This window comes from Streptomyces sp. NBC_00259, from assembly GCF_036181745.1.
In the GTDB taxonomy this organism is placed as follows: Bacteria; Actinomycetota; Actinomycetes; order Streptomycetales; family Streptomycetaceae; genus Streptomyces; species Streptomyces pratisoli.
Genome location: NZ_CP108080.1, coordinates 858,765 through 876,812, shown reverse-complemented (window position 1 = coordinate 876,812; position 18,048 = coordinate 858,765). Strand labels below are relative to the sequence as shown.

20 protein-coding genes and 1 pseudogene are annotated in these 18,048 nt (G+C 71.3%); 14 read left to right on the top strand and 7 right to left on the bottom strand.

What is annotated here, in order from left to right; translation table 11 throughout:
- Positions 1-16: 16 nt before the first annotated feature.
- The 3 genes from OG766_RS03905 to OG766_RS03895 all read right to left on the bottom strand — a co-directional run bounded on the left by OG766_RS03905 (position 17) and on the right by OG766_RS03895 (position 2,118).
- The gene (locus OG766_RS03905) at positions 17-952 is read right to left on the bottom strand and encodes a M56 family metallopeptidase (RefSeq protein ID WP_266376317.1); all 936 of its coding nucleotides are present in this window, start codon (positions 950-952) and stop codon (positions 17-19) included.
- A 104-nt stretch (positions 953-1,056) separates the two neighbouring features.
- Complete coding sequence (locus OG766_RS03900; RefSeq protein ID WP_266376319.1) at positions 1,057-1,626, bottom strand: DUF5134 domain-containing protein; 570 nt, start codon at positions 1,624-1,626, stop codon at positions 1,057-1,059.
- Between the two features lie 105 nt (positions 1,627-1,731).
- Entirely contained in the window at positions 1,732-2,118 is a 387-nt protein-coding gene (locus tag OG766_RS03895) for a VOC family protein (RefSeq protein ID WP_266376321.1), read from the bottom strand.
- Positions 2,119-2,280: 162 nt separating this feature from the next.
- On the opposite strand from OG766_RS03895, the gene OG766_RS03890 reads away from it, so the two are divergent.
- Positions 2,281-2,847 (top strand): GNAT family N-acetyltransferase, encoded by a 567-nt coding sequence (locus OG766_RS03890; protein WP_266376323.1) that lies wholly within the window; start codon positions 2,281-2,283, stop codon positions 2,845-2,847.
- A 4-nt stretch (positions 2,848-2,851) separates the two neighbouring features.
- Here OG766_RS03890 and OG766_RS03885 read toward each other — a convergent pair whose 3' ends face one another.
- On the bottom strand, positions 2,852-3,535 hold the full coding sequence (locus tag OG766_RS03885; RefSeq protein WP_266376325.1) for a glycerophosphodiester phosphodiesterase: 684 nt from the start codon (positions 3,533-3,535) through the stop codon (positions 2,852-2,854).
- A 396-nt stretch (positions 3,536-3,931) separates the two neighbouring features.
- Here OG766_RS03885 and OG766_RS03880 point away from each other — a divergent pair, with 396 nt between their 5' ends.
- The 5 genes from OG766_RS03880 to OG766_RS03860 all read left to right on the top strand — a co-directional run bounded on the left by OG766_RS03880 (position 3,932) and on the right by OG766_RS03860 (position 8,550).
- On the top strand, positions 3,932-5,329 hold the full coding sequence (locus tag OG766_RS03880; RefSeq protein WP_266376327.1) for a DUF6421 family protein: 1,398 nt from the start codon (positions 3,932-3,934) through the stop codon (positions 5,327-5,329).
- A 26-nt stretch (positions 5,330-5,355) separates the two neighbouring features.
- A complete protein-coding gene (locus OG766_RS03875; RefSeq protein WP_266378281.1) occupies positions 5,356-6,111 on the top strand; it encodes an SDR family NAD(P)-dependent oxidoreductase in 756 nt (251 codons plus the stop codon).
- Positions 6,108-7,187, top strand: a complete 1,080-nt coding sequence (locus tag OG766_RS03870; RefSeq protein WP_266376329.1) for a threonine aldolase family protein — start codon at positions 6,108-6,110, stop codon at positions 7,185-7,187. The genes OG766_RS03875 and OG766_RS03870 overlap by 4 nt, the downstream gene beginning before the upstream one ends.
- 78 nt (positions 7,188-7,265) lie before the next feature.
- The gene (locus tag OG766_RS03865; protein WP_266376330.1) at positions 7,266-7,844 is read left to right on the top strand and encodes a transglutaminase-like domain-containing protein; all 579 of its coding nucleotides are present in this window, start codon (positions 7,266-7,268) and stop codon (positions 7,842-7,844) included.
- 13 nt (positions 7,845-7,857) lie between these two features.
- The gene (locus OG766_RS03860) at positions 7,858-8,550 is read left to right on the top strand and encodes a B3/B4 domain-containing protein (RefSeq protein WP_266376331.1); all 693 of its coding nucleotides are present in this window, start codon (positions 7,858-7,860) and stop codon (positions 8,548-8,550) included.
- Positions 8,551-8,578: 28 nt separating this feature from the next.
- Here the strand turns inward: OG766_RS03860 and OG766_RS03855 are convergent, their stop codons facing one another.
- The gene (locus tag OG766_RS03855) at positions 8,579-9,301 is read right to left on the bottom strand and encodes a lysophospholipid acyltransferase family protein (protein ID WP_266376332.1); all 723 of its coding nucleotides are present in this window, start codon (positions 9,299-9,301) and stop codon (positions 8,579-8,581) included.
- Positions 9,302-9,490: 189 nt separating this feature from the next.
- Positions 9,491-9,907, bottom strand: coding sequence for a DUF4395 domain-containing protein (locus OG766_RS03850; RefSeq protein ID WP_266376333.1), 417 nt, complete (start codon positions 9,905-9,907; stop codon positions 9,491-9,493).
- Between the two features lie 76 nt (positions 9,908-9,983).
- Here OG766_RS03850 and OG766_RS03845 point away from each other — a divergent pair, with 76 nt between their 5' ends.
- From OG766_RS03845 to OG766_RS36685, 7 genes and pseudogenes are all read left to right on the top strand, one after another.
- Positions 9,984-10,397 (top strand): TlpA family protein disulfide reductase, encoded by a 414-nt coding sequence (locus OG766_RS03845; protein ID WP_266376334.1) that lies wholly within the window; start codon positions 9,984-9,986, stop codon positions 10,395-10,397.
- A 205-nt stretch (positions 10,398-10,602) separates the two neighbouring features.
- Entirely contained in the window at positions 10,603-11,109 is a 507-nt protein-coding gene (locus tag OG766_RS03840; protein WP_266376335.1) for a flavin reductase family protein, read from the top strand.
- A gap of 212 nt (positions 11,110-11,321) precedes the next feature.
- Entirely contained in the window at positions 11,322-12,107 is a 786-nt protein-coding gene (locus tag OG766_RS03835) for an electron transfer flavoprotein subunit beta/FixA family protein (RefSeq protein ID WP_266376336.1), read from the top strand.
- Between the two features lie 58 nt (positions 12,108-12,165).
- The gene (locus OG766_RS03830; protein ID WP_266376339.1) at positions 12,166-13,128 is read left to right on the top strand and encodes an electron transfer flavoprotein subunit alpha/FixB family protein; all 963 of its coding nucleotides are present in this window, start codon (positions 12,166-12,168) and stop codon (positions 13,126-13,128) included.
- Positions 13,129-13,280: 152 nt separating this feature from the next.
- A complete protein-coding gene (locus tag OG766_RS03825; RefSeq protein WP_328724558.1) occupies positions 13,281-14,570 on the top strand; it encodes a DUF6986 family protein in 1,290 nt (429 codons plus the stop codon).
- Positions 14,571-14,644: 74 nt separating this feature from the next.
- Positions 14,645-15,007, top strand: a pseudogene (locus OG766_RS36690) (protein kinase domain-containing protein); the annotation flags it as partial.
- 158 nt (positions 15,008-15,165) lie between these two features.
- Positions 15,166-15,357: a hypothetical protein gene (locus OG766_RS36685; protein ID WP_266376343.1), complete on the top strand. Its 192-nt coding sequence runs from the start codon at positions 15,166-15,168 to the stop codon at positions 15,355-15,357.
- A gap of 285 nt (positions 15,358-15,642) precedes the next feature.
- Here OG766_RS36685 and OG766_RS03815 read toward each other — a convergent pair whose 3' ends face one another.
- On the bottom strand, positions 15,643-16,626 hold the full coding sequence (locus OG766_RS03815) for a LacI family DNA-binding transcriptional regulator (RefSeq protein ID WP_266378284.1): 984 nt from the start codon (positions 16,624-16,626) through the stop codon (positions 15,643-15,645).
- Positions 16,627-16,890: 264 nt separating this feature from the next.
- Between OG766_RS03815 and OG766_RS03810 the strand changes: the two genes are divergently transcribed.
- Positions 16,891-17,850 carry an ROK family protein gene (locus tag OG766_RS03810; RefSeq protein WP_266376345.1) on the top strand — a complete coding sequence of 320 codons (960 nt, stop codon included), beginning with the start codon at positions 16,891-16,893 and terminating at the stop codon, positions 17,848-17,850.
- The last annotated feature ends 198 nt before the right edge of the window (positions 17,851-18,048 follow it).

Here is an 18,048-nt window from a genome sequence, read left to right as displayed (position 1 = left end):
CGATCAGGGTCGAGTGCTATCCGAGCGCGCTCAGGCCGGGCATGAATGCCACGACCAGCGGTACGACCGGGACCAGCGCCGCCGCCGCGGTGAGTCGCAGCCTACGGCCCGCGGTGAGCCGGGGGACCGGCGCCAGCAGCCGGTTCACCCGCTGCGGCAGCTGTGCGTCCGGAGCCGGGCACGGGCCGAACACACCCCGGTGCTCGTTCAGTTCCACCAGCGCCAGGGCGATGGTGAGCCGGCCGAACCGGCGGGAGGCCACGTCGTCCGCGGCCAGTTCGACCAGCCGGTGCATCTCGTCACGGAACGCGGCGAACACCGGAACCTGCGGAAAGCCGTTCGCCAGCGCTCCCGAGCAGTGCAGCAGCCAGTCGTGGCGAGCCCGCGCGTGCCCCTGCTCATGGGCCAGCACCGCATCGAGCTGACGGCCCTTCAGGCGGCGCAGGGCGGCCGTGGTGATGACCAGCTGCGGCGCGGCGCCCGGCAGCCACCATGCGTCGGGCCGCTCGCCCTCCAGCAGGACCAGCGGATCACTGCCCGGGTCCTCCCCGGGCAACAGGGGGGCGCGCACGAGGAGTTCGGCCCTGCGCCGGGTGCGTCGCGTGTGCGCACGGTGGATCTCACGGGTGAGCATCGCGCCGGTCCACAGGCCCCCGCACGCCAGCACGACGGCCAGCACCGCGGACCACGGGCCGCCCGCGCCCAGGGCGTACGCCTCGACCACGGCGCTCGGAGCGGGCGCGAACACCTGGCCCTGTACCGCCTGCCAGGCGGTGGCCGCACTGAAGGTCATCGAGAGCGCGAAGCTCAGCAGCACCGCCGAGACCACGCACTGCCACACCCACAACGCCACCACCGGCTCGCGCTCCGGCCACTCGGCCCGCGACATCAGCCGCGGAGCCACGACGGCGGCCAGTGCGCCGAGCGACAGCAGCGCGAGGGAGACCAACATGGGCCCAGCCTAGGAGCGCGGCACTACCCACGGGTATGGCCTCGCGCGCCAAGTGACGTACGACACGGTCGACCGTGCCGGGTCTCCACGGGTCTCGACGGGCCTCAGACGGTGACGAGCATGGCCAGCATGGCCACCCCCATCGAGACCCGGCAGGCCAGGGCCAGTTCCGGGCGCGCGCCCCACGCCGGCGCGGGCCCGCCCGCGGCCGCCGGGACCGGCACCAGCCGGGAGCCCGTGCGCAGCACGAACACCGCGAAGTACACGAGCAACACGCCCGTCAGCAGCGGCACTCCGCCCGCGCCGGAGTGTGCGCCGTGACCGCCCGGCGCCGGCGGGGACATCGCCCACGCCATGTACACCATGGCCAGCGAGCCGATCAGATGGTGCAGGTGATGGGCACCGCCCGCACCGCCCGGCGAGGCACGGGCGGCCCACAGGACACGCAGCCCCGCACCGCCGAACACCGCGGCATACACCAGCCACGCCCACGCCGGTGGCGCGACGACGGCCGCGGGCACGGCCATCGCGGCCATCCCGAACCCCATCACCGCTTCCCCGCCCGCCGCCCTGCCCGCCTCGCCGGCACAGCTGCGCATCCGCACCAGGCAGTACGCCCCCGACGCCGCGCACAGCGCGACGAGCAGCCAGCCAGGCACCGCCGGTCCGTGCACGGCACACCTCCCCGCTCGACGGTGTCGGGCAGGTGATGCCCCGGCACGGCCCGGCACATACGAGCGCACGGGTGTACACGGGGCGCTCGCGGTCGCCGCAGGCGGTCAGGGCCGGTGGCGCAGCGGATGGTCCTCGGGCACCTCGACGACCACGATCCGCACTCCGTCCGGATCGGTCAGCCACATCTCGACGAGCCCCCAGGGCTCCCGCTGCGGCGGCCTGTCCACCGTCGCGCCCCGCGCCACCACGTGTCCGTACGCCGCCTTCGCGTCCGACACCTGGAGCCACAGCGAGATCCCGGGCGCCGGCGGTGTCTCCGAGCGCCCGGAGAGCTCCAGGAAGCCGCCGCCCAGGAAGTAGACCGTGCCGCGGTCGGGCCCGGTGCCGAACTCGCGGTAGATCTGCAGATTCAGGATGTCCTTGTAGAACCGCCGGGACCGCTCGGGATCGGTCGGCCGCAGCAGGATGCGGCTGCTCAGCACATGCATCATGGTCATCACGGTAGACCTCGGACGCGCCCGCGCTAGGCTCGTCGGACCCGCGCGTCCACGTCGTCTGTACGGCGCGTCCGCGCGCGTACGCGAGGAGACGCGTGCACGAGGAGACGCGTGCACGAGGAGACGCGTGCACGAGGAGATACGGAGAACCGCACCATGGAGACGGCCCCGCCCCAGGACCCCACCAGCCTGTCCTACCGCGATGCGACCGAGGCCGACGTGCCCGCGCTCGTGGAGCTGGTCGAGTCGGCCTACCGAGGGGACGCCAGCCGGTCCGGCTGGACCACGGAGGCGGACATCCTGGACGGACAGCGGACCGATCCCGACGGTGTGCGCCAGGTCATCAGCGCGCCCGGCAGCCGGCTCCTCGTGGTGCACCGCGACGACGAGCTCGTCGCCTGCTGCCAGCTCGAACACCGAGGCGACGCCGCGTACTTCGGCATGTTCGCCGTCCGTCCCGGGCTCCAGGGCGGCGGCCTGGGCAAGCGGATCCTCGCCGAGGCCGAGCGCACCGCGCGGGAGGCATGGGGCGTCGGCGAGATGCACATGACCGTGATCTCGGTGCGCGAGGAGCTGATCGCCTGGTACGAACGGCGCGGCTACCGCCGTACGGGACGGATGACCCCGTTCCCGTACGGCGACGAGCGCTTCGGCGTCCCACAGCGCGACGACCTGCAGTTCGAGCTGCTGGTGAAGCCCCTGGGAGGAGCGGCCGGCGGGTGAGCCGTCAGGCCGTGAAGCGGCCGGTGCGGCGGATCTCGGGGAAGTCGGTGGTCGCGCCGTCGAGTTCGAGGGCGCGCACCAGCCGCAGGTGGTCCTGGGTGTTGACGACCCAGCCGATGACCTTCAGGCCCTCGCCGTGCGCGTGCTCCACGGTCTCCAGGGTCAGCCGGCGGATGTTCAGCGCGAGCGTCGCGGCACCCACCGCCTGCGCGCGCTCCACGATGTCGCTGCCCCAGCGGCTGGCGATCAGCCCCGTGCGTACGCCGGGCACCAGCGCGGCGATCTCCGCGACCGCCTCGTCCCGGAACGACGTCACCTCGACCCGGTCCACCAGATCCCGCTTGATCATCACATCGGCGAGCACCCGGGCCGCCGCGACATCCTTGATCTCGGCCTGGAGCGGTGCGCTCACGGCCTCCAGGACCTCCTCGAAGACGGGGATGCGCTCGCCCTGGCCGGCATCGAGCTCCCGCAGCTCGGCCAGGGTCTTCTCCGTGATCGGCCCGGTGCCGTCGGTCGTCCTGCCCACGTCGGCGTCGTGCATGACGACGAGCGAACCGTCCTTGCTGAGATGGAGGTCCAGCTCGATGGCGTCCATGCCCGCCCGCTCCGCCCGGACGAAGGAACGCAGGGTGTTCTCCGGTTCGACACCCATGACCCCGCGATGACCGATGGTCAGGAAACTCAAGATCTTCTCGCTTCCGTCGATTTTTCGGGCTCGGGTCGTTCTTGTGCGGCTCCCGCGCGCGACACCGGTGGTGATCCGCGCGGCACTGCCGCAGCCTAGTGGCCGGGGACGGTGTCGGACCCGGTCGTGCATAAGGCTCCGGGCATGGGGGAAGGCGCCGTTCCGGCGCTGTCCCGTACGCCGGGCTCACCCACGAGTGGGCGAGTCCTGGGCGCCTTGACGCACCCCTGTCCATGCGGGTTTGCCGAAGCCATCGCCTCGGATGGCGTATGTCACAGAAGAATCTGCGGTGACCATGGGGGTCAGGCAGAATAATTTCCCACGACGCCACTTGTACGGGAGAACCGTGCATGGATACGGTGTCTTGACGCGAGGTTCTCCCGTGGAGGAAGTGACATGACGGAAATTCTTGTGCAGAACGCTGCCGGTGCGGACCCCGCTACGGCCCCACGTGTGGTCGAGCATCCGGCCTGGCGGACGCTCAAGGATGCCGTCGAGGAGATCAGGCCCTGGCAGTCCAAGGACGGCTCGATCGACTTCGATGCCGACGGCGCACCGGTGCGCGCGGCCGCCGAGTACGCGGTCGAGCGTCTGACCGCCGCGGTCCTGGAGCTCTCCCCGCTGCTCCCGCACGACGCCGAGTACCACCGCGCGCTCGTCGCGGACCTGCAGAAGTGGGCGGACAGCGCCTTCGACGTGCCGGACTTCCTGGACTCGCTGCTCGCCTTCCAGCCCGCCGCGAACCGTCTGGACGGTCTCCAGCACCTGGTCGTCTTCCCCATGTACACGCAGAACGGCAACCCGGACCGCAACCTCGAAGCGGTCGTCCTGCGCATGGTGTGGCCGGAGTGGCTCGCCGAGCTGGAGGCGACCCGCTACGACAACCCGCTCTTCTGCGGCATCACCTTCGAGGACTTCACCGCCGGGTACGACACCAACTCGGCCGTGCTCTTCCCTGAGACCATAGCCGTGCGCGAGGCCCCCGAGCGGTTCAGCTGGGGCGGCATCTTCTGCGACCGCGAGGCCGCCCGCTTCCGCCGGGTCACCGAGGCCGCCGTGGACATCCTCGGCATCGACCTGCCCGAGAGCGTCGCCTCGATGGTCCACGACCAGGAGCGCTGCGAGAAGGCCTTCGTCCTCTGGGACATGGTCCACGACCGCACCCACAGCCACGGCGACCTGCCCTTCGACCCCTTCATGATCAAGCAGCGTCAGCCCTTCTGGATGTACGGCCTGGAGGAGCTGCGCTGCGACCTCACCGCCTTCAAGGAGGCCGTGAAGCTGGAGGCCGAGGGCAACGAGCACGGCCGTGACGTGCAGTACGCGGTGCTGTTCGACCGCATGTTCCGCTTCCCGGTCACCGGTGACCGTGTGCGCAACTACGACGGTCTCGGCGGCCAGCTGCTCTTCGCGTACCTCCACAAGCACGACGTCGTGCGCTGGACGGACAACACGCTGAAGATCGACTGGGACCGGGCCCCGCAGGTCACCAACCAGCTCTGCGCCGAGATCGAGAAGCTGTACCGCGACGGCATCGACCGCCCGAAGCTCGTCCACTGGTTCAAGGCGTACGAACTCGTCTCGGAGTACCTGTCCCCGCACCCGGGCTCCCGCTGGGCCAAGGGCCCGGACGCCCTGGACCTGACCCAGCCGCCCCGCAAGCTCGTGGACGACGTGCTTCCTGACGAGTTTCCGCTCAGCATGTTCTATGAGGCGCTCTCCAAGAAGCTGAAGGGCGTGATCGCGTCCACGAAGGGCATCACGGCCGAGACCGCTGAGCGAGTCGCCGCGTGAGTTCTCGTACGGAGGAGACCACCACCATGACCACGAACGGCAACGGAACCCTGGACGGTGCCGTGATCGCGGTGGCGGGAGCGGCGGGCCCGGCCGGCCGCGCCACTCTGCTCCGCCTCGCGGAGGCCGGCGCGATCGTCGTGGCCTCGGACGCGGACACCGAGCGGCTGGCCCAGGCGGTCGACGAGGCCCGGTACGCGCACGGCGGTGCGACCGTCACCGGCGACACCGTCGATCTGCTCGACGCGGACGCCACCCGCAGTTGGGCCGCCCAGACCGAGAAGGAGTTCGGCCGGATCGACGGGCTGGTGCATCTCGTCGGCGGCTGGCGCGGCAGTGCCACCTTCGCCGAGACCGAACTGGCCGACTGGCAACTCCTGGAGAAGCTGCTGATCCGCACGGTCCAGCACACCTCCCTCGCGTTCCACGAGCCGCTCAAGCGCAGCGACAGGGGCCGCTTCGTGCTGGTCAGCCAGTCCGGCGCCGCCAGGCCGACCGAGGGGAACGCGGCGTACGCGGCGTCCAAGGCGGCCGCCGAGGCATGGACCCTGGCGCTCGCCGACGCGTTCCGCAAGGCGGGGGGCGAGGAGGGCCCGCAGACCGCGGCTGTCATCCTGATCATCAAGGCACTGGTGCACGACGCCATGCGCGCCGAGCGCCCGAACGCGAAGTTCGCGGGCTTCACCGACGTCAAGGAACTGGCCGAGGCCATCGCCGGAGTCTGGGACCGGCCCGCCCCGGAAGTGAATGGACAGCGCCTGTGGCTGACCCCCAAGCCGTGAGCTCGTCGAAGACCGCCCGCACGGATGCCCGCCGGCACCACGACCCCGACGTCCGGGGCTTCGCCAGCGACAACTACGCGGGTGCGCACCCGGAGGTGCTGGCCGCCCTCGCCCTGGCCAACGGTGGCCACCAGGTCTCCTACGGCGAGGACGCGTACACGGACCACCTCCAGCGGATCATGCACAGCCACTTCGGCTCCTCCGCCGAGGCGTTCCCCGTCTTCAACGGCACGGGAGCCAATGTCACCGCGCTCCAGGCGCTCACCGACCGCTGGGGTGCGGTGATCTGCGCCGAGTCCGCGCACATCAACGTGGACGAGGGCGGTGCGCCCGAGCGGATGGGCGGGCTGAAGCTGCTGACCGTACCGACACCGGACGGCAAGCTCACCCCCGAGCTGATCGACCGGCAGGCGTGGGGCTGGGACGACGAGCACCGTGCCATGCCGCAGGTCGTCTCGATCACCCAGAACACCGAGCTGGGCACCGTCTACAGCGTCGACGAGATCCGCGCGATCGTCGATCACGCACACGGCCTCGGCATGAAGGTCCACCTCGACGGGGCCCGAATAGCCAACGCCGCCGCGTCGCTGAACGTGCCGATGCGTGCGTTCACCAATGCGGTCGGCGTGGACGTCCTGTCGTACGGCGGCACCAAGAACGGGATGCTCTTCGGCGAGGCGGTCGTCGTCCTGAACCCGGACGCCGTGAGCCATATGAAGCATCTGCGCAAGCTGTCCATGCAGCTCGCCTCCAAGATGCGCTTCGTCTCCGTGCAGCTGGAGGCGCTGCTCGCCAAGGACCTGTGGCTGCGCAACGCCCGGCACTCCAACGCCATGGCCCAGCGGCTCGCCGAGGGCGTACGGGCGGTGCACGGCGTCGAGATCCTCTACCCGGTCCAGGCGAACGCGGTCTTCGCGCGGCTCCCGCAGGATGTGACCAGGCGGCTGCAGAAGCGCTTCCGGTTCTACTTCTGGGACGAGACGGCCGGTGACGTCCGCTGGATGTGCTCCTTCGACACCACCGAGGACGACGTGGACGCGTTCGTGCTCGCGCTGAAGGAAGAAATGGCTCGCTAGCCGCCCGGTGTGCATGATTATGCGGCCGGTCGAAAGTCGATTGACTGTCGGCCGGCCGCATTTCTATCCTCGGCCGTCATGGAGCTGATTCAGCAGGTTCCCGAACTCTCCGCGTATCTCGCCTCCGACGAGGTGATCGACCATGAGCACCCGCTGGTCCGAGAGGTCTCGGCGCGTCTTCGCGTCGGGACGGATGACGCATATGGATACGCCCGGGCGGCGTTCGAGTTCGTCCGCGACGCCATCCCGCACTCGTACGACGCAGGCGATCCGCGGGTCACCTGGCGCGCCTCCGACGTGCTGGAGCAGCGCACCGGCATCTGCTACGCCAAGGCGCACGCGCTCGCGGCGCTGCTGCGCGCCGGGTGCCTTCCCGCCGCGCTCTGCTACCAGAAGCTCGATGTCGTCCACGGCCTGGTCGCCGTGCGGATGCCCGGCGCGGACACCTGGCATCGCCAGGACCCGCGCGGCAACAAGCCCGGAGTGGACGCCCAGTTCTCGCTGAGCGAGGGGCGGCTGGCCTTCACTCCTGATCCGGAGTCCAATGAGATGGACTATCCAGTCCTGTATGCTGTACCTCATTCGGCGGTTCTGCAGGCTCTGCAGTCGGCACAGGACCGGCCGGCCCTCTGGGAGAACCTCCCCGCCGCACTCTGAGGCAAGGATGCCGATGCCCCTCACGCTCACCGTGTCCGACGAGGTCCGCGAACTCGTCCCCGGCTTCACCCATCTCGTCGTCGAGGTCCATGGTCTGGTCAACGGACCGAGCGACGAGGCGAGTTCGGCGCTGCTCGACGAGGCGGCGCGCCGCCTGGCGGAGCGGCTCGGTGACCGGGCGCCGCACGAGGACCCCCATATGGCCGCCTGGCGCGAGGCGTACGGCGCCTTCGGCGCCAAGCCCTCCCGTACCCGCAACTCCGCCGAGGCGCTCGCCCGGCGCGCGCTGACCGACGCCGGGCTGCCCCGGATCAATCTGCTGGTCGACGCCTACAACGCGATCAGCGTGGCGCATCTGATCCCGGTCGGCGGCGAGGACCTGGACCGCATCCAGGGCGGGATGCGCCTGGTGCGGGCCACCGGTGAGGAGCCGTTCGTCACCGTCGCGGGCGGTGAGGAGACCGTGGAGCACCCCGAGGCGGGCGAGATCGTCTGGTGCGACGACGCGGGCGTCACCTGCCGGCGCTGGAACTGGCGCCAGGGTCCACGTACCCGGCTCACCGAGGAATCGGTGAACGCGATCTTCCTGCTGGAGTCACTGGCGCCCATGACGACCGGTGAACTCGAGGGCGCGGGCGCCGAACTCGCCGAGTCACTGGAGAAGCTCAGCCCCGGGGCACGGATCACCGTCCGTACCCCGGAGTGACGACAGCGCCGGGCCCTGCCCCGTGGCCTCAGCCGGCCTCGCGGGCCTCGGCCGGAGTCGGAGCGGTGCCCCCGAGATGCGCGGGCACCCACCAGGTGTCGTTCGCGTCCTTGGGACGCACGGGGTAGGCACGCTGCGCCGCTTCGAGCAGCTCCTGCACGCGCTCGCGCAGCCGACGCGTGATCGCCCCGGCGTACTGGTCCGTCGGCGCCTCCACCGGCTCGCCGACCCGGATCGTCACCGGGATGTGGCTGCGCCTGAAGTTCTTCTGCCGGCCTTTGGTCCACAGCCGCTGCGTACCCCACAGCGCCATCGGGACCAGCGGCACACCGGCCTCCTGAGCCAGGCGCGCCGCGCCGGACTTGAAGCCCTTCAGCGTGAACGACTGGGAGATCGTCGCCTCCGGGAAGACACCGATCACCTCGCCGGAGCGCAGCGAGTCCAGCGCGTGCGCGTACGCCGCCTCGCCCTGGGTGCGGTCCACCGGGATGTGCTTCATGCCTCGCATCAGCGGACCCGAGATCCGGTGCCGGAACACCGAGTCCTTCGCCATGAAGCGCACCAGACGCTTCTGCGGCAGCGCCGCCAGTCCGGAGAAGATGAAGTCGAGGTAGCTGATGTGATTGCTCACCAGCACCGCGCCCCCCGTGCGCGGAATGTTCTCCGACCCCTGGGTGTCGATCTTCAGGTCGAGCGCCTTGAACATGGTGAGTGCGGCGCCGACGACCGGCCGGTAGACGAGCTCTGCCATCTGGGGGGAGACCCTTCCTTCTCTGTCCCGGGGAGGGTTCTCCCGGCGGAAGTTACGCAGCCGTAGGTTTTCGGCATTGGGCAGATCGTGCCCCATGTGCGGCGTAACGGCCAGTCCTGGGGGCATCGCACGGCGAGATTCTCATCACGTCGAGTCACGGGGTGCGGTGCCGATGGCGGTTCCTCCGGCTCATCCGCGCGCCGGCGCGACCCGGCGCAGCAGCAGATAGGCCTCGCAGCCGAGGCAGTACGAGAAGACCGCGTTCAGGAACGCCGCGGCAAGTGCGCAGCCGGTGGCCGCCATTCCCAGCCACTCGGGCCCCCAGCCGTAGCCGACCAGCCCGACCAGCGCGAAGACGAGCCCCACCCCCTGCGCGAAACGCGGCGGGGCGGGTGACTCGACCTCCGTGGCAGGACCGATCCTCGGCCGCACCACGGTGCGGAACAGCAGGCCGTACGGTGAGTGCTGCGCCCCCGCCGCGGCACCCACGGCGAAACACAGGGTCTGCCAGGCGAGCAGCACCTCGCTGGAGGTGACGAGAACGATGGCCAGTACGGCCGTGGTGACGGCCGCGCCGAAACGCGGCCCTCTGACGTCGATGTCCATGAGGCCCAGCATCCCCCGGGGCGCGCGGAGAGCGGGGGCGGGAATCATTGCGGTCCTGTGAACGCTGGAGGGGAAGATGACAGGAGTGATGGTGTGCGCGGCGGTCCTCGCGGTGGCGGGGGTGTTCGGTCTGCTGCACCGGCGGACCAGCGGGAGGATGAAGGTGCGCGGGCGGGACGAGGAGCGCAGGCTCGGGGAGGCCGAGTTGGGCGTGCCGTTGGGGGAGCGGGCGACACTCGTGCAGTTCTCCAGCGCCTTCTGCCAGCCGTGCCGGGCGACCCGGCGGACCCTCACCGAGGTCGTGGACATGGTCGACGGCGTCGCCCATGTCGAGATCGACGCGGAGGAAAAGCTCTCGCTGGTGCGCGAACTGGACATCCTGCGCACTCCGACCGTGCTGGTGCTCGACGCGCGGGGCCGGATCGTACGGAGGGCGTCGGGGCAGCCCCGCAAGGCCGATGTGATCGCGGCCCTCGGCGAGGCGGTCTGAGGCGCCTGCGCCGCCGTGACACAGCTCCCATCTGTTCAGGTCGACTTGACTGCGCCTGCCGACAATCGTCAGTCTGACGATGTGCCAACGGAAATCCTTCTTGTCGGCCGGACCCGTGTGGATCCGGCCCGTGACGCGAGCGTGTGCTGTCCGGGTGTCTGAGCAACCACGGACCCGGTCGCACCTCTCGCAGAAGGACAACTCCTTGACGGCCACGCCCGACCTCGCCGCCCATCGGCCGGCTTCCCCCGATCTCCTGCGTTCCGTCTTCCGGCAGCACGCGGCGGGCGTCGCGGTCGTCACCGCGCACGGTGACCGTCCTGTCGGGTTCACCGCCACGTCACTCAGCTCGGTGGCCGCCGAGCCTCCGCTGATCTCGTTCGGCATCGGCACCACCTCGTCCAGCTGGCCGGTCGTCTCCGAGACCGAACACGTCGGGGTCCACATACTCGGCGAGCACCAGCGCGAGCTGGCCGCCACGTTCGCCCACAGCGGCGCCGACCGCTTCGGCCCGCCCACCCGTTGGCGTATCGGCCCGGAAGGCGTTCCGCTTCTCGACGGTGTGCTGGCCTGGCTGGTCTGCCGGGTGGTCGCCCGGGTGCCCGCCGGGGACCATCGCGTCGTCCTCGCCGAGGTCGTCGCCGGTGATCCGGCGGGAGCCGGCCGCCCCCTCCTCTACCATCAGGGCCGCTTCAATGCGCTCAGGGACTGAGGATCCAGGGCGCGGCGAGCAGCGCCGGCGAAGGGCCGTGGCGTTGGCAACGTCACAGTTCCAAGCGCTTGCTCAGTGGGAAAGATCTGGTTGTACTGGCGAGTAATATGACGTTCGGAACCCCGGTCGCCCTGACCGGAAACCCCGCCTTCAGGCGCCTATGCTGCCTGCACAAGGCAGCTCAGTAATGACGATGCAGTAGGAGAGCCGGCGTGAGCTTGAGGATCGTTGTCTGTGTGAAGTACGTGCCCGACGCCACCGGCGACCGGCACTTCGCCGATGACCTGACCGTCGACCGCGACGATGTCGACGGCCTGCTGTCGGAGCTCGACGAGTACGCGGTCGAGCAGGCGCTGCAGATCGCCGACGAGGCGGACGACGCGGAGATCACCGTGCTGACCGTCGGCCCGGAGGACGCCAAGGACGCGCTGCGCAAGGCGCTGTCCATGGGCGCCGACAAGGCCGTTCACGTCGAGGACGACGATCTGCACGGCACCGACGTCATGGGCACCTCGCTGGTGCTCGCGAAGGCGATCGAGAAGACCGGCTACGACCTGGTCATCTGCGGTATGGCCTCGACCGACGGCACCATGGGCGTGCTGCCGGCGGTCCTGGCCGAGCGGCTGGGCGTTCCGCAGGTCACCCTGCTCTCCGAGGTCTCCGTCGAGGACGGCACCGTCAAGGGCCGCCGTGACGGCGACACCGCTTCGGAGCAGCTGGAGGCGTCGCTGCCGGCCGTCGTGTCCGTGACGGACCAGTCGGGCGAGGCCCGCTACCCGTCCTTCAAGGGCATCATGGCCGCCAAGAAGAAGCCGGTGGAGTCCCTGGACCTGTCCGACCTCGACATCGAGGCGGAGGAGGTCGGCCTGGAGGGTTCCTGGACCGCGGTGGACTCCGCGGCCGAGCGTCCGGCCCGTACCGCGGGCACCATCGTCAAGGACGAGGGCGAGGGCGGCAAGCAGCTGGCCGAGTTCCTGGCCGGCCAGAAGTTCATCTGAGCTTCGGTCATCACCCCTACCGCCCCGCATACTTCGCAAGCAGGAGAGAAGACGTCCCATGGCTGAAGTTCTCGTCTACGTCGACCACGTGGACGGTGCCGTCCGCAAGCCCACCCTGGAGCTGCTGACGCTGGCCCGCCGCATCGGCGAGCCGGTCGCCGTCGCGCTCGGCTCCGGCGCCGAGGCCACCGCCGCCACGCTCGCCGAGCACGGCGCGGTCAAGGTGCTCACCGCCGACGCCCCCGAGTTCGCCGACTACCTCGTGGTCCCGAAGGTGGACGCGCTGCAGGCCGCGTACGAGGCCACCTCGCCCGCCGCCGTGCTGGTGCCGTCCTCAGCCGAGGGCAAGGAGATCGCGGCGCGCCTCGCGGTCCGCATCGGCTCCGGCATCATCACCGACGCCATCGACCTGGAGGCCGGCGACGAGGGCCCGGTGGCCACGCAGTCCGTGTTCGCCGCCGCGTTCACCACCAAGTCCCGTGTCTCCAAGGGCACCCCGGTCATCACCGTGAAGCCGAACTCCGCCCCGGTCGAGGCCGCCCCGGCCGCCGGCGCCGTCGAGGCCCTCGCGGTCACCTTCGGGAGCGCGGCCACCGGCACCAAGATCGTCTCCCGCACCCCGCGCGAGTCGACCGGCCGCCCCGAGCTGACCGAGGCCGCGATCGTGGTCTCCGGTGGCCGTGGCGTCAACGGCGCCGAGAACTTCTCGGTGATCGAGGCGCTCGCCGACTCCCTCGGTGCCGCCGTCGGCGCCTCCCGCGCCGCCGTCGACGCCGGCTGGTACCCGCACTCCAACCAGGTCGGCCAGACCGGCAAGAGCGTGTCCCCGCAGCTGTACATCGCCTCCGGCATCTCCGGCGCGATCCAGCACCGGGCCGGCATGCAGACCTCGAAGACCATCGTGGCCATCAACAAGGACGCCGAGGCCCCGATCTTCGACCTCGTCGACTACGGCGTCGTCGGCGACCTCTTCGAGGTCGTCCCCCAGCTGACCGAGGAGATCAAGACCCGCAAGGGCTGAGCTCGACAGGCATCCGTACGGGGCCGCCCGGTGATCCTCACCGTGCGGCCCCGCGCCGTTGCAGGGGACCATTGACGCAGGTCAGTCACCCAGATAGCTTCACCATACGGATTACTGATTCCGTGCAGCGGAAAACAGGAGGGTGAGCAGCGATGGGTCAGCAGGAGAAGGTGGCGACGAGCCTCGCCGGCGCGGTCAGCGAGGACATCAGCGCCTCCCTCGCACCGGTGGACGCCGAGCTCGCCCGCCGCTACCCGGGAGACCCCGGCACCCGCCAGCCCGTCCACACCGTCTACGTACCGGGCGACGCGTTCGACGCCGGAACGATCCGCTCCTGGGGCGACCAGGCCCTCGCCGCGCTCGACGAGCACGCCCCGGACCCCACGACCCTGGCCCGCGTCCTCGGCCTCTCCGACGAACTCGCCGAGCCCGTGTACACGCGGGTACGCGCCAAGCTGGAGCGCGAGCCCGTCGAGGACCTCCGGGTCGACTTCGAGGACGGCTACCACGGCCGCGACGAGGACACGGACGCCGCCCGCGCCGCCCGGCTGATCTCCGAGGCGTACGCGAAGGGAACCGCCGCCCCGTACATGGGCATCCGCATGAAGTGCATGGAGGCCGCCGTACGCGACCGCGGCATCCGCACCACCGACGTCTTCCTCACCGGCCTCATGGAGCACGGCGGCCTGCCGGGCGGCCTCGTCCTCACCCTCCCCAAGGTCACCTATCCCGAGCAGGTCACGGCCTTCGTCCGGCTCCTCGAAGCCTTCGAGAAGACCCACGGGCAGGACGCCGGCCGGATCGGCTTCGAGATCCAGATCGAGACCAGCCAGGCCATCCTCGCCGCCGACGGCACCGCCACCGTCGCCCGGATGATCGACGCCGCCGAGGGCCGCGCCACCGGACTGCACTACGGCACCTTCGACTACAGCGCCTGCCTCGGCGTCAGCGCCGCCTACCAGGCGAGCGACCACCCGGCCGCCGACCACGCCAAGGCGATCATGCAGGTCGCCGCCGCGGGTACGGGCGTCCGGGTCTCGGACGGCTCCACCAACGTCCTGCCGGTCGGCGGCACGGACCACGTCCACGAGGCGTGGCGGCTCCACTACGGGCTCACGCGGCGGGCGTTGGCCCGCGCGTACTACCAGGGCTGGGACATGCACCCCGGCCACCTCCCGACCCGCTACGCCGCCGTCTTCGCCTTCTACCGCGAGGGCATGGAGGCCGCCGCCGCCCGGCTCGCCGCGTACGTCGCCAGGACCGAGGGCGACATCATGGACGAGCCCGCCACCGCGAAGGCGCTCAGCGGCCATCTGCTGCGCGGTCTGGACTGCGGCGCCCTCGACGACGACGAGGTCACCCGTCTCACCGGGCTCGACCGCTCCGAGCTCGAGGCCTTCGCGCGGCCGCGCCGGGGCGACCTCACGGCCACGGCCCCGTAACGCCGGACAGGGCAACCGACGCTGCCCCGTACGCTGTTCGTCACATCACAGGCGAGCAGAGGAACGGGGCAGCGGTGTCTTCGGGGGAGAACGAGCGGCTGGCCGGCCGCTATCGGCTGATCGAACAACTCGGGCGCGGCGGCATGGGTGTCGTCTGGCGCGCCCTCGACGAAGTGCTCGGCCGCGAGGTCGCGGTCAAGGAGCTGCGGACCTACACGGACTCCTCCGCACCCGAACTCGCCGATCTGCGGCTGCGGATGCAGCGCGAGGCACGCGCGGCGGCCCGGGTCCGCCACGCCGGGGTCGTCGCCGTCCACGACGTGGCCGAGCACGAGGGCCGCCCGGTCATCGTGATGGAACTCGTCGACGGGCCCTCGCTCGACGACATGCTCTCCGAACGCGGCGTGCTCGACCCGCGCGAGGCCGCGGGCATCGGCCACCGGCGGGCGGGACCACCACGGGCGGCGGCGGCGCCACCGGAGGCGGTGGTGATCCAGCCCCGGCCCCGGTCTGCCACGCCGTCGGCGGCGGTAGGTTCAACTGCGAGGTCTGGCGCACCGCGACGTCGTACAGCCGGTCGGGCAGTGAGAAGGGCGTGCTCAACGCGGGCACCAACTACTTCTACTGCCAGGTCGATCTGGGCCGCCGGGAGACGTACGGCCGCTGGGCGAACGTCTGGTGGGCGCGGACGGACGACGACAGCGGCAACACGGACGTCTACGTCAGCGTCGTCTACGTCAAGGGCGGCGACAACGACCAACCCGTGCCCGGCCTTCCGCTCTGCTGACAGCCACCGACGGTCCCGCGCCGCCCCCGGTGGCGCCGCCGTGCGGCACTCGGCCCGCGTCCCGGCCGGGTTCCCCATGATCCTCCCGGGCGCGGCGGAGCCCGCAACGCGGCTCCGCCCGAGGCTCCCGTCACGCTGCGCTTGCCGTCCTCCCACGTCGGGGGCCTTCGGGTCCGTACGTCCTGATCCGCCGCGTGCGGGCGTGCCCGGGCGGCGCCCCGCCCCGTGCGGTTCGCGCGCAGGGGGTGAGGCCGTACGGTGCGCGGTCGCGGGCGTCCGCCCCGGTCAGTGGGCGGGCGGAGGGATCTCGCCGGAGCCGCGGGCGATCAGCCTGGTCGTCAGTTCCACGCCCGCCGGTTCGTCCGACACCCCGTCGAGCCGGCGGAACAGCCGCTCGGCCGCCGTACGGCCGAGCGCGGCCGCGTCCTGGGCGATGACCGTGATGCCGAGCAGATCGGCGAGCTCGATGTCGTCGAACCCGACCAGGGCGACCGGTGTCTCGCGGCCCGCCAGCAGCCGTACCGCGGTCACGGTCACCCGGTTGTTGCCGGCGAAGACGGCGGTGACCGGGTCGGGGCCGGAGAGCACCGCCTCCGTCGCCGCGGTGACCCGTGCCGGGTCGGTCGATCCGAGGGACACCCAGCGCTCGTCCACCGGAAGCCCGGCGTCCTCCATCGCCGCCCGGTAGCCCCGCAGCCGCTCCACGGCGGTGTGGATGCGCGGCTGGTCACCGATGAACGCGATCCGCCGGTGCCCGTGCGCGATCAGATGGGCGACCCCCTCCCGCGCTCCGCCGAAGCTGTCCGACAGCACGACGTCCGCGTCGATGCGGCCGGCGGGCCGGTCCACGAACACGGTCGCGATGCCCGCCTTGATCTCGGGCTCCAGATAGCGGTGGTCGTGCCCGGCGGGGATCACGATCAGCCCGTCCACCCGGCGGGCACACAGCGCGAGGACCAGCTCCTGCTCGCGGTCCGGGTCCTCCGCGCTGGAACCGTTGATCAGCAGCGCACCGTGCGCCCGGGCGACTTCCTCGACCGCGCGGCTCAGCGGGCCGTAGAACGGGTCGGCGAGATCCTCCAGGACCAGCCCGATCGAGGCGGTACGGCCCTTGCGGAGGACCCGCGCGCTGTCGTTGCGCCGGAAGCCCAGTGCCTCGATGGCCTCCTGCACTCGGCGCTCGGTGTCGGGGGTGACGCCCGCCTCGCCGTTCACCACCCGCGAGACCGTCTTGAGCCCCACTCCGGCACGCGCGGCCACGTCCTTCATGGTGGGCCGGTTGCCGTAGCGGGTTTCGGAGCGGCGGGCGAACTCGGCCACGATGCGCTGTCCTGTCGTCGTCGGGGGCGCCCGTTCGGGCACATGTCGGGTGTCGCCTGCGGGCGCCTCGGGCGCTGTGCAAGGCTGTGGCGTCGAGCATAGGCCCTGGACAACGTTGTCAGGGGAATGGAGACTGGTCACCGAAGCCGCAGGTCCTCCCCCCGCACCCCCCCGGTGCGGGGGGACCCCCAGTCCCCGGGAGATCGCACACCGATGCATAACGACCTCGTCGCCGCTCTCGACATCGGCGGTACCAAGATCGCCGGAGCGCTGGTGGACGGCAGCGGCAGCATTCTCCTGCGGGCACAGCGGCCGACTCCGGCGCGCGAGGACGGGGAGACGGTGATGCGCGCCGTCGCGTCGGTCATCGGCGAACTCGCCGGCTCACCGCTGTGGCTGCACGTCACGGCGGTCGGCATCGGCAGCGCGGGGCCGGTGGACGCCTCCGCCGGTACGGTCAGCCCGGTCAACGTCCCCGGCTGGCGCGGGTTTCCGCTGGTGGACCGGGTGCGAGCGGCCACCGGCGGCCTTCCCGTCGAACTGGTCGGCGACGGTGTCGCGATGACCGCGGCCGAGCACTGGCAGGGTGCCGCGCGCGGTTACGACGACGCGCTGTGCATGGTCGTCTCCACGGGAGTCGGCGGCGGGCTCGTCCTCGGCGGCAAGCTGCACCCGGGACCCACCGGTAACGCCGGCCACATCGGCCACATCAGCGTGGATCTCGACGGCGATCCCTGCCCGTGCGGCGCCCGTGGTTGTGTGGAGCGGATCGCCAGTGGTCCCAACATCGCGCGCCGGGCGATCGAGCACGGCTGGCGCCCCGGTCCGGACGGCGACGCGTCCGCGGCAGCCGTGGCCGCGGCGGCAGCGGCCGGCGACCCGGTCGCGATCGCCTCCTTCGAGCGGGCCGCGCAGGCGCTCGCCGCCGGAATCGCGGCCACCGCCACTCTGGTGGAGATCCGTATCGCCGTCATCGGCGGGGGAGTTGCGGGCGCGGGTGAGATCCTCTTCGCTCCGCTGCGCCGCGCGCTGCGCGACTACGCCACGCTCTCCTTCGTCCAGGGGCTCGTCGTGGCACCGGCCCTCACGGGCACGGACGCGGGCCTCCTGGGGGCGGCCGCCGCGGCGTCGCCCGGCCTGCGCGGGGAGACGGCGGCGACGCTGAACGGCTGAACGGCTCAACGGCTCAACTGGGCAACTGCTGAAGGGCTCTGAGCTCTGGGCGACGCGGGCAGGACCGGACGGCACGGTGCGACGCTCGACCGTCGTGCCTCGTCGAGGGGGCCCTCACCCGGTACGCACACGGCCGTGCTGTGCCGGAGCCATCACTCCGGCACAGCACGTGTGTCCCAGGACCCGGACCGACCGTGG

Coding starts and splice junctions, on each gene's coding strand:
- OG766_RS03905 (WP_266376317.1), bottom strand. CDS start 952: ATGTTGGTCTCCCTCGCGCTGCTGTCGCTCGGCGCACTGGCCGCCGTC.
- OG766_RS03895 (WP_266376321.1), bottom strand. CDS start 2,118: ATGATGCATGTGCTGAGCAGCCGCATCCTGCTGCGGCCGACCGATCCC.
- OG766_RS03890 (WP_266376323.1), top strand. CDS start 2,281: ATGGAGACGGCCCCGCCCCAGGACCCCACCAGCCTGTCCTACCGCGAT.
- OG766_RS03880 (WP_266376327.1), top strand. CDS start 3,932: ATGACGGAAATTCTTGTGCAGAACGCTGCCGGTGCGGACCCCGCTACG.
- OG766_RS03875 (WP_266378281.1), top strand. CDS start 5,356: ATGACCACGAACGGCAACGGAACCCTGGACGGTGCCGTGATCGCGGTG.
- OG766_RS03865 (WP_266376330.1), top strand. CDS start 7,266: ATGGAGCTGATTCAGCAGGTTCCCGAACTCTCCGCGTATCTCGCCTCC.
- OG766_RS03860 (WP_266376331.1), top strand. CDS start 7,858: ATGCCCCTCACGCTCACCGTGTCCGACGAGGTCCGCGAACTCGTCCCC.
- OG766_RS03855 (WP_266376332.1), bottom strand. CDS start 9,301: ATGGCAGAGCTCGTCTACCGGCCGGTCGTCGGCGCCGCACTCACCATG.
- OG766_RS03850 (WP_266376333.1), bottom strand. CDS start 9,907: ATGGACATCGACGTCAGAGGGCCGCGTTTCGGCGCGGCCGTCACCACG.
- OG766_RS03845 (WP_266376334.1), top strand. CDS start 9,984: ATGACAGGAGTGATGGTGTGCGCGGCGGTCCTCGCGGTGGCGGGGGTG.
- OG766_RS03830 (WP_266376339.1), top strand. CDS start 12,166: ATGGCTGAAGTTCTCGTCTACGTCGACCACGTGGACGGTGCCGTCCGC.
- OG766_RS03825 (WP_328724558.1), top strand. CDS start 13,281: ATGGGTCAGCAGGAGAAGGTGGCGACGAGCCTCGCCGGCGCGGTCAGC.
- OG766_RS03815 (WP_266378284.1), bottom strand. CDS start 16,626: ATGAAGGACGTGGCCGCGCGTGCCGGAGTGGGGCTCAAGACGGTCTCG.
- OG766_RS03810 (WP_266376345.1), top strand. CDS start 16,891: ATGCATAACGACCTCGTCGCCGCTCTCGACATCGGCGGTACCAAGATC.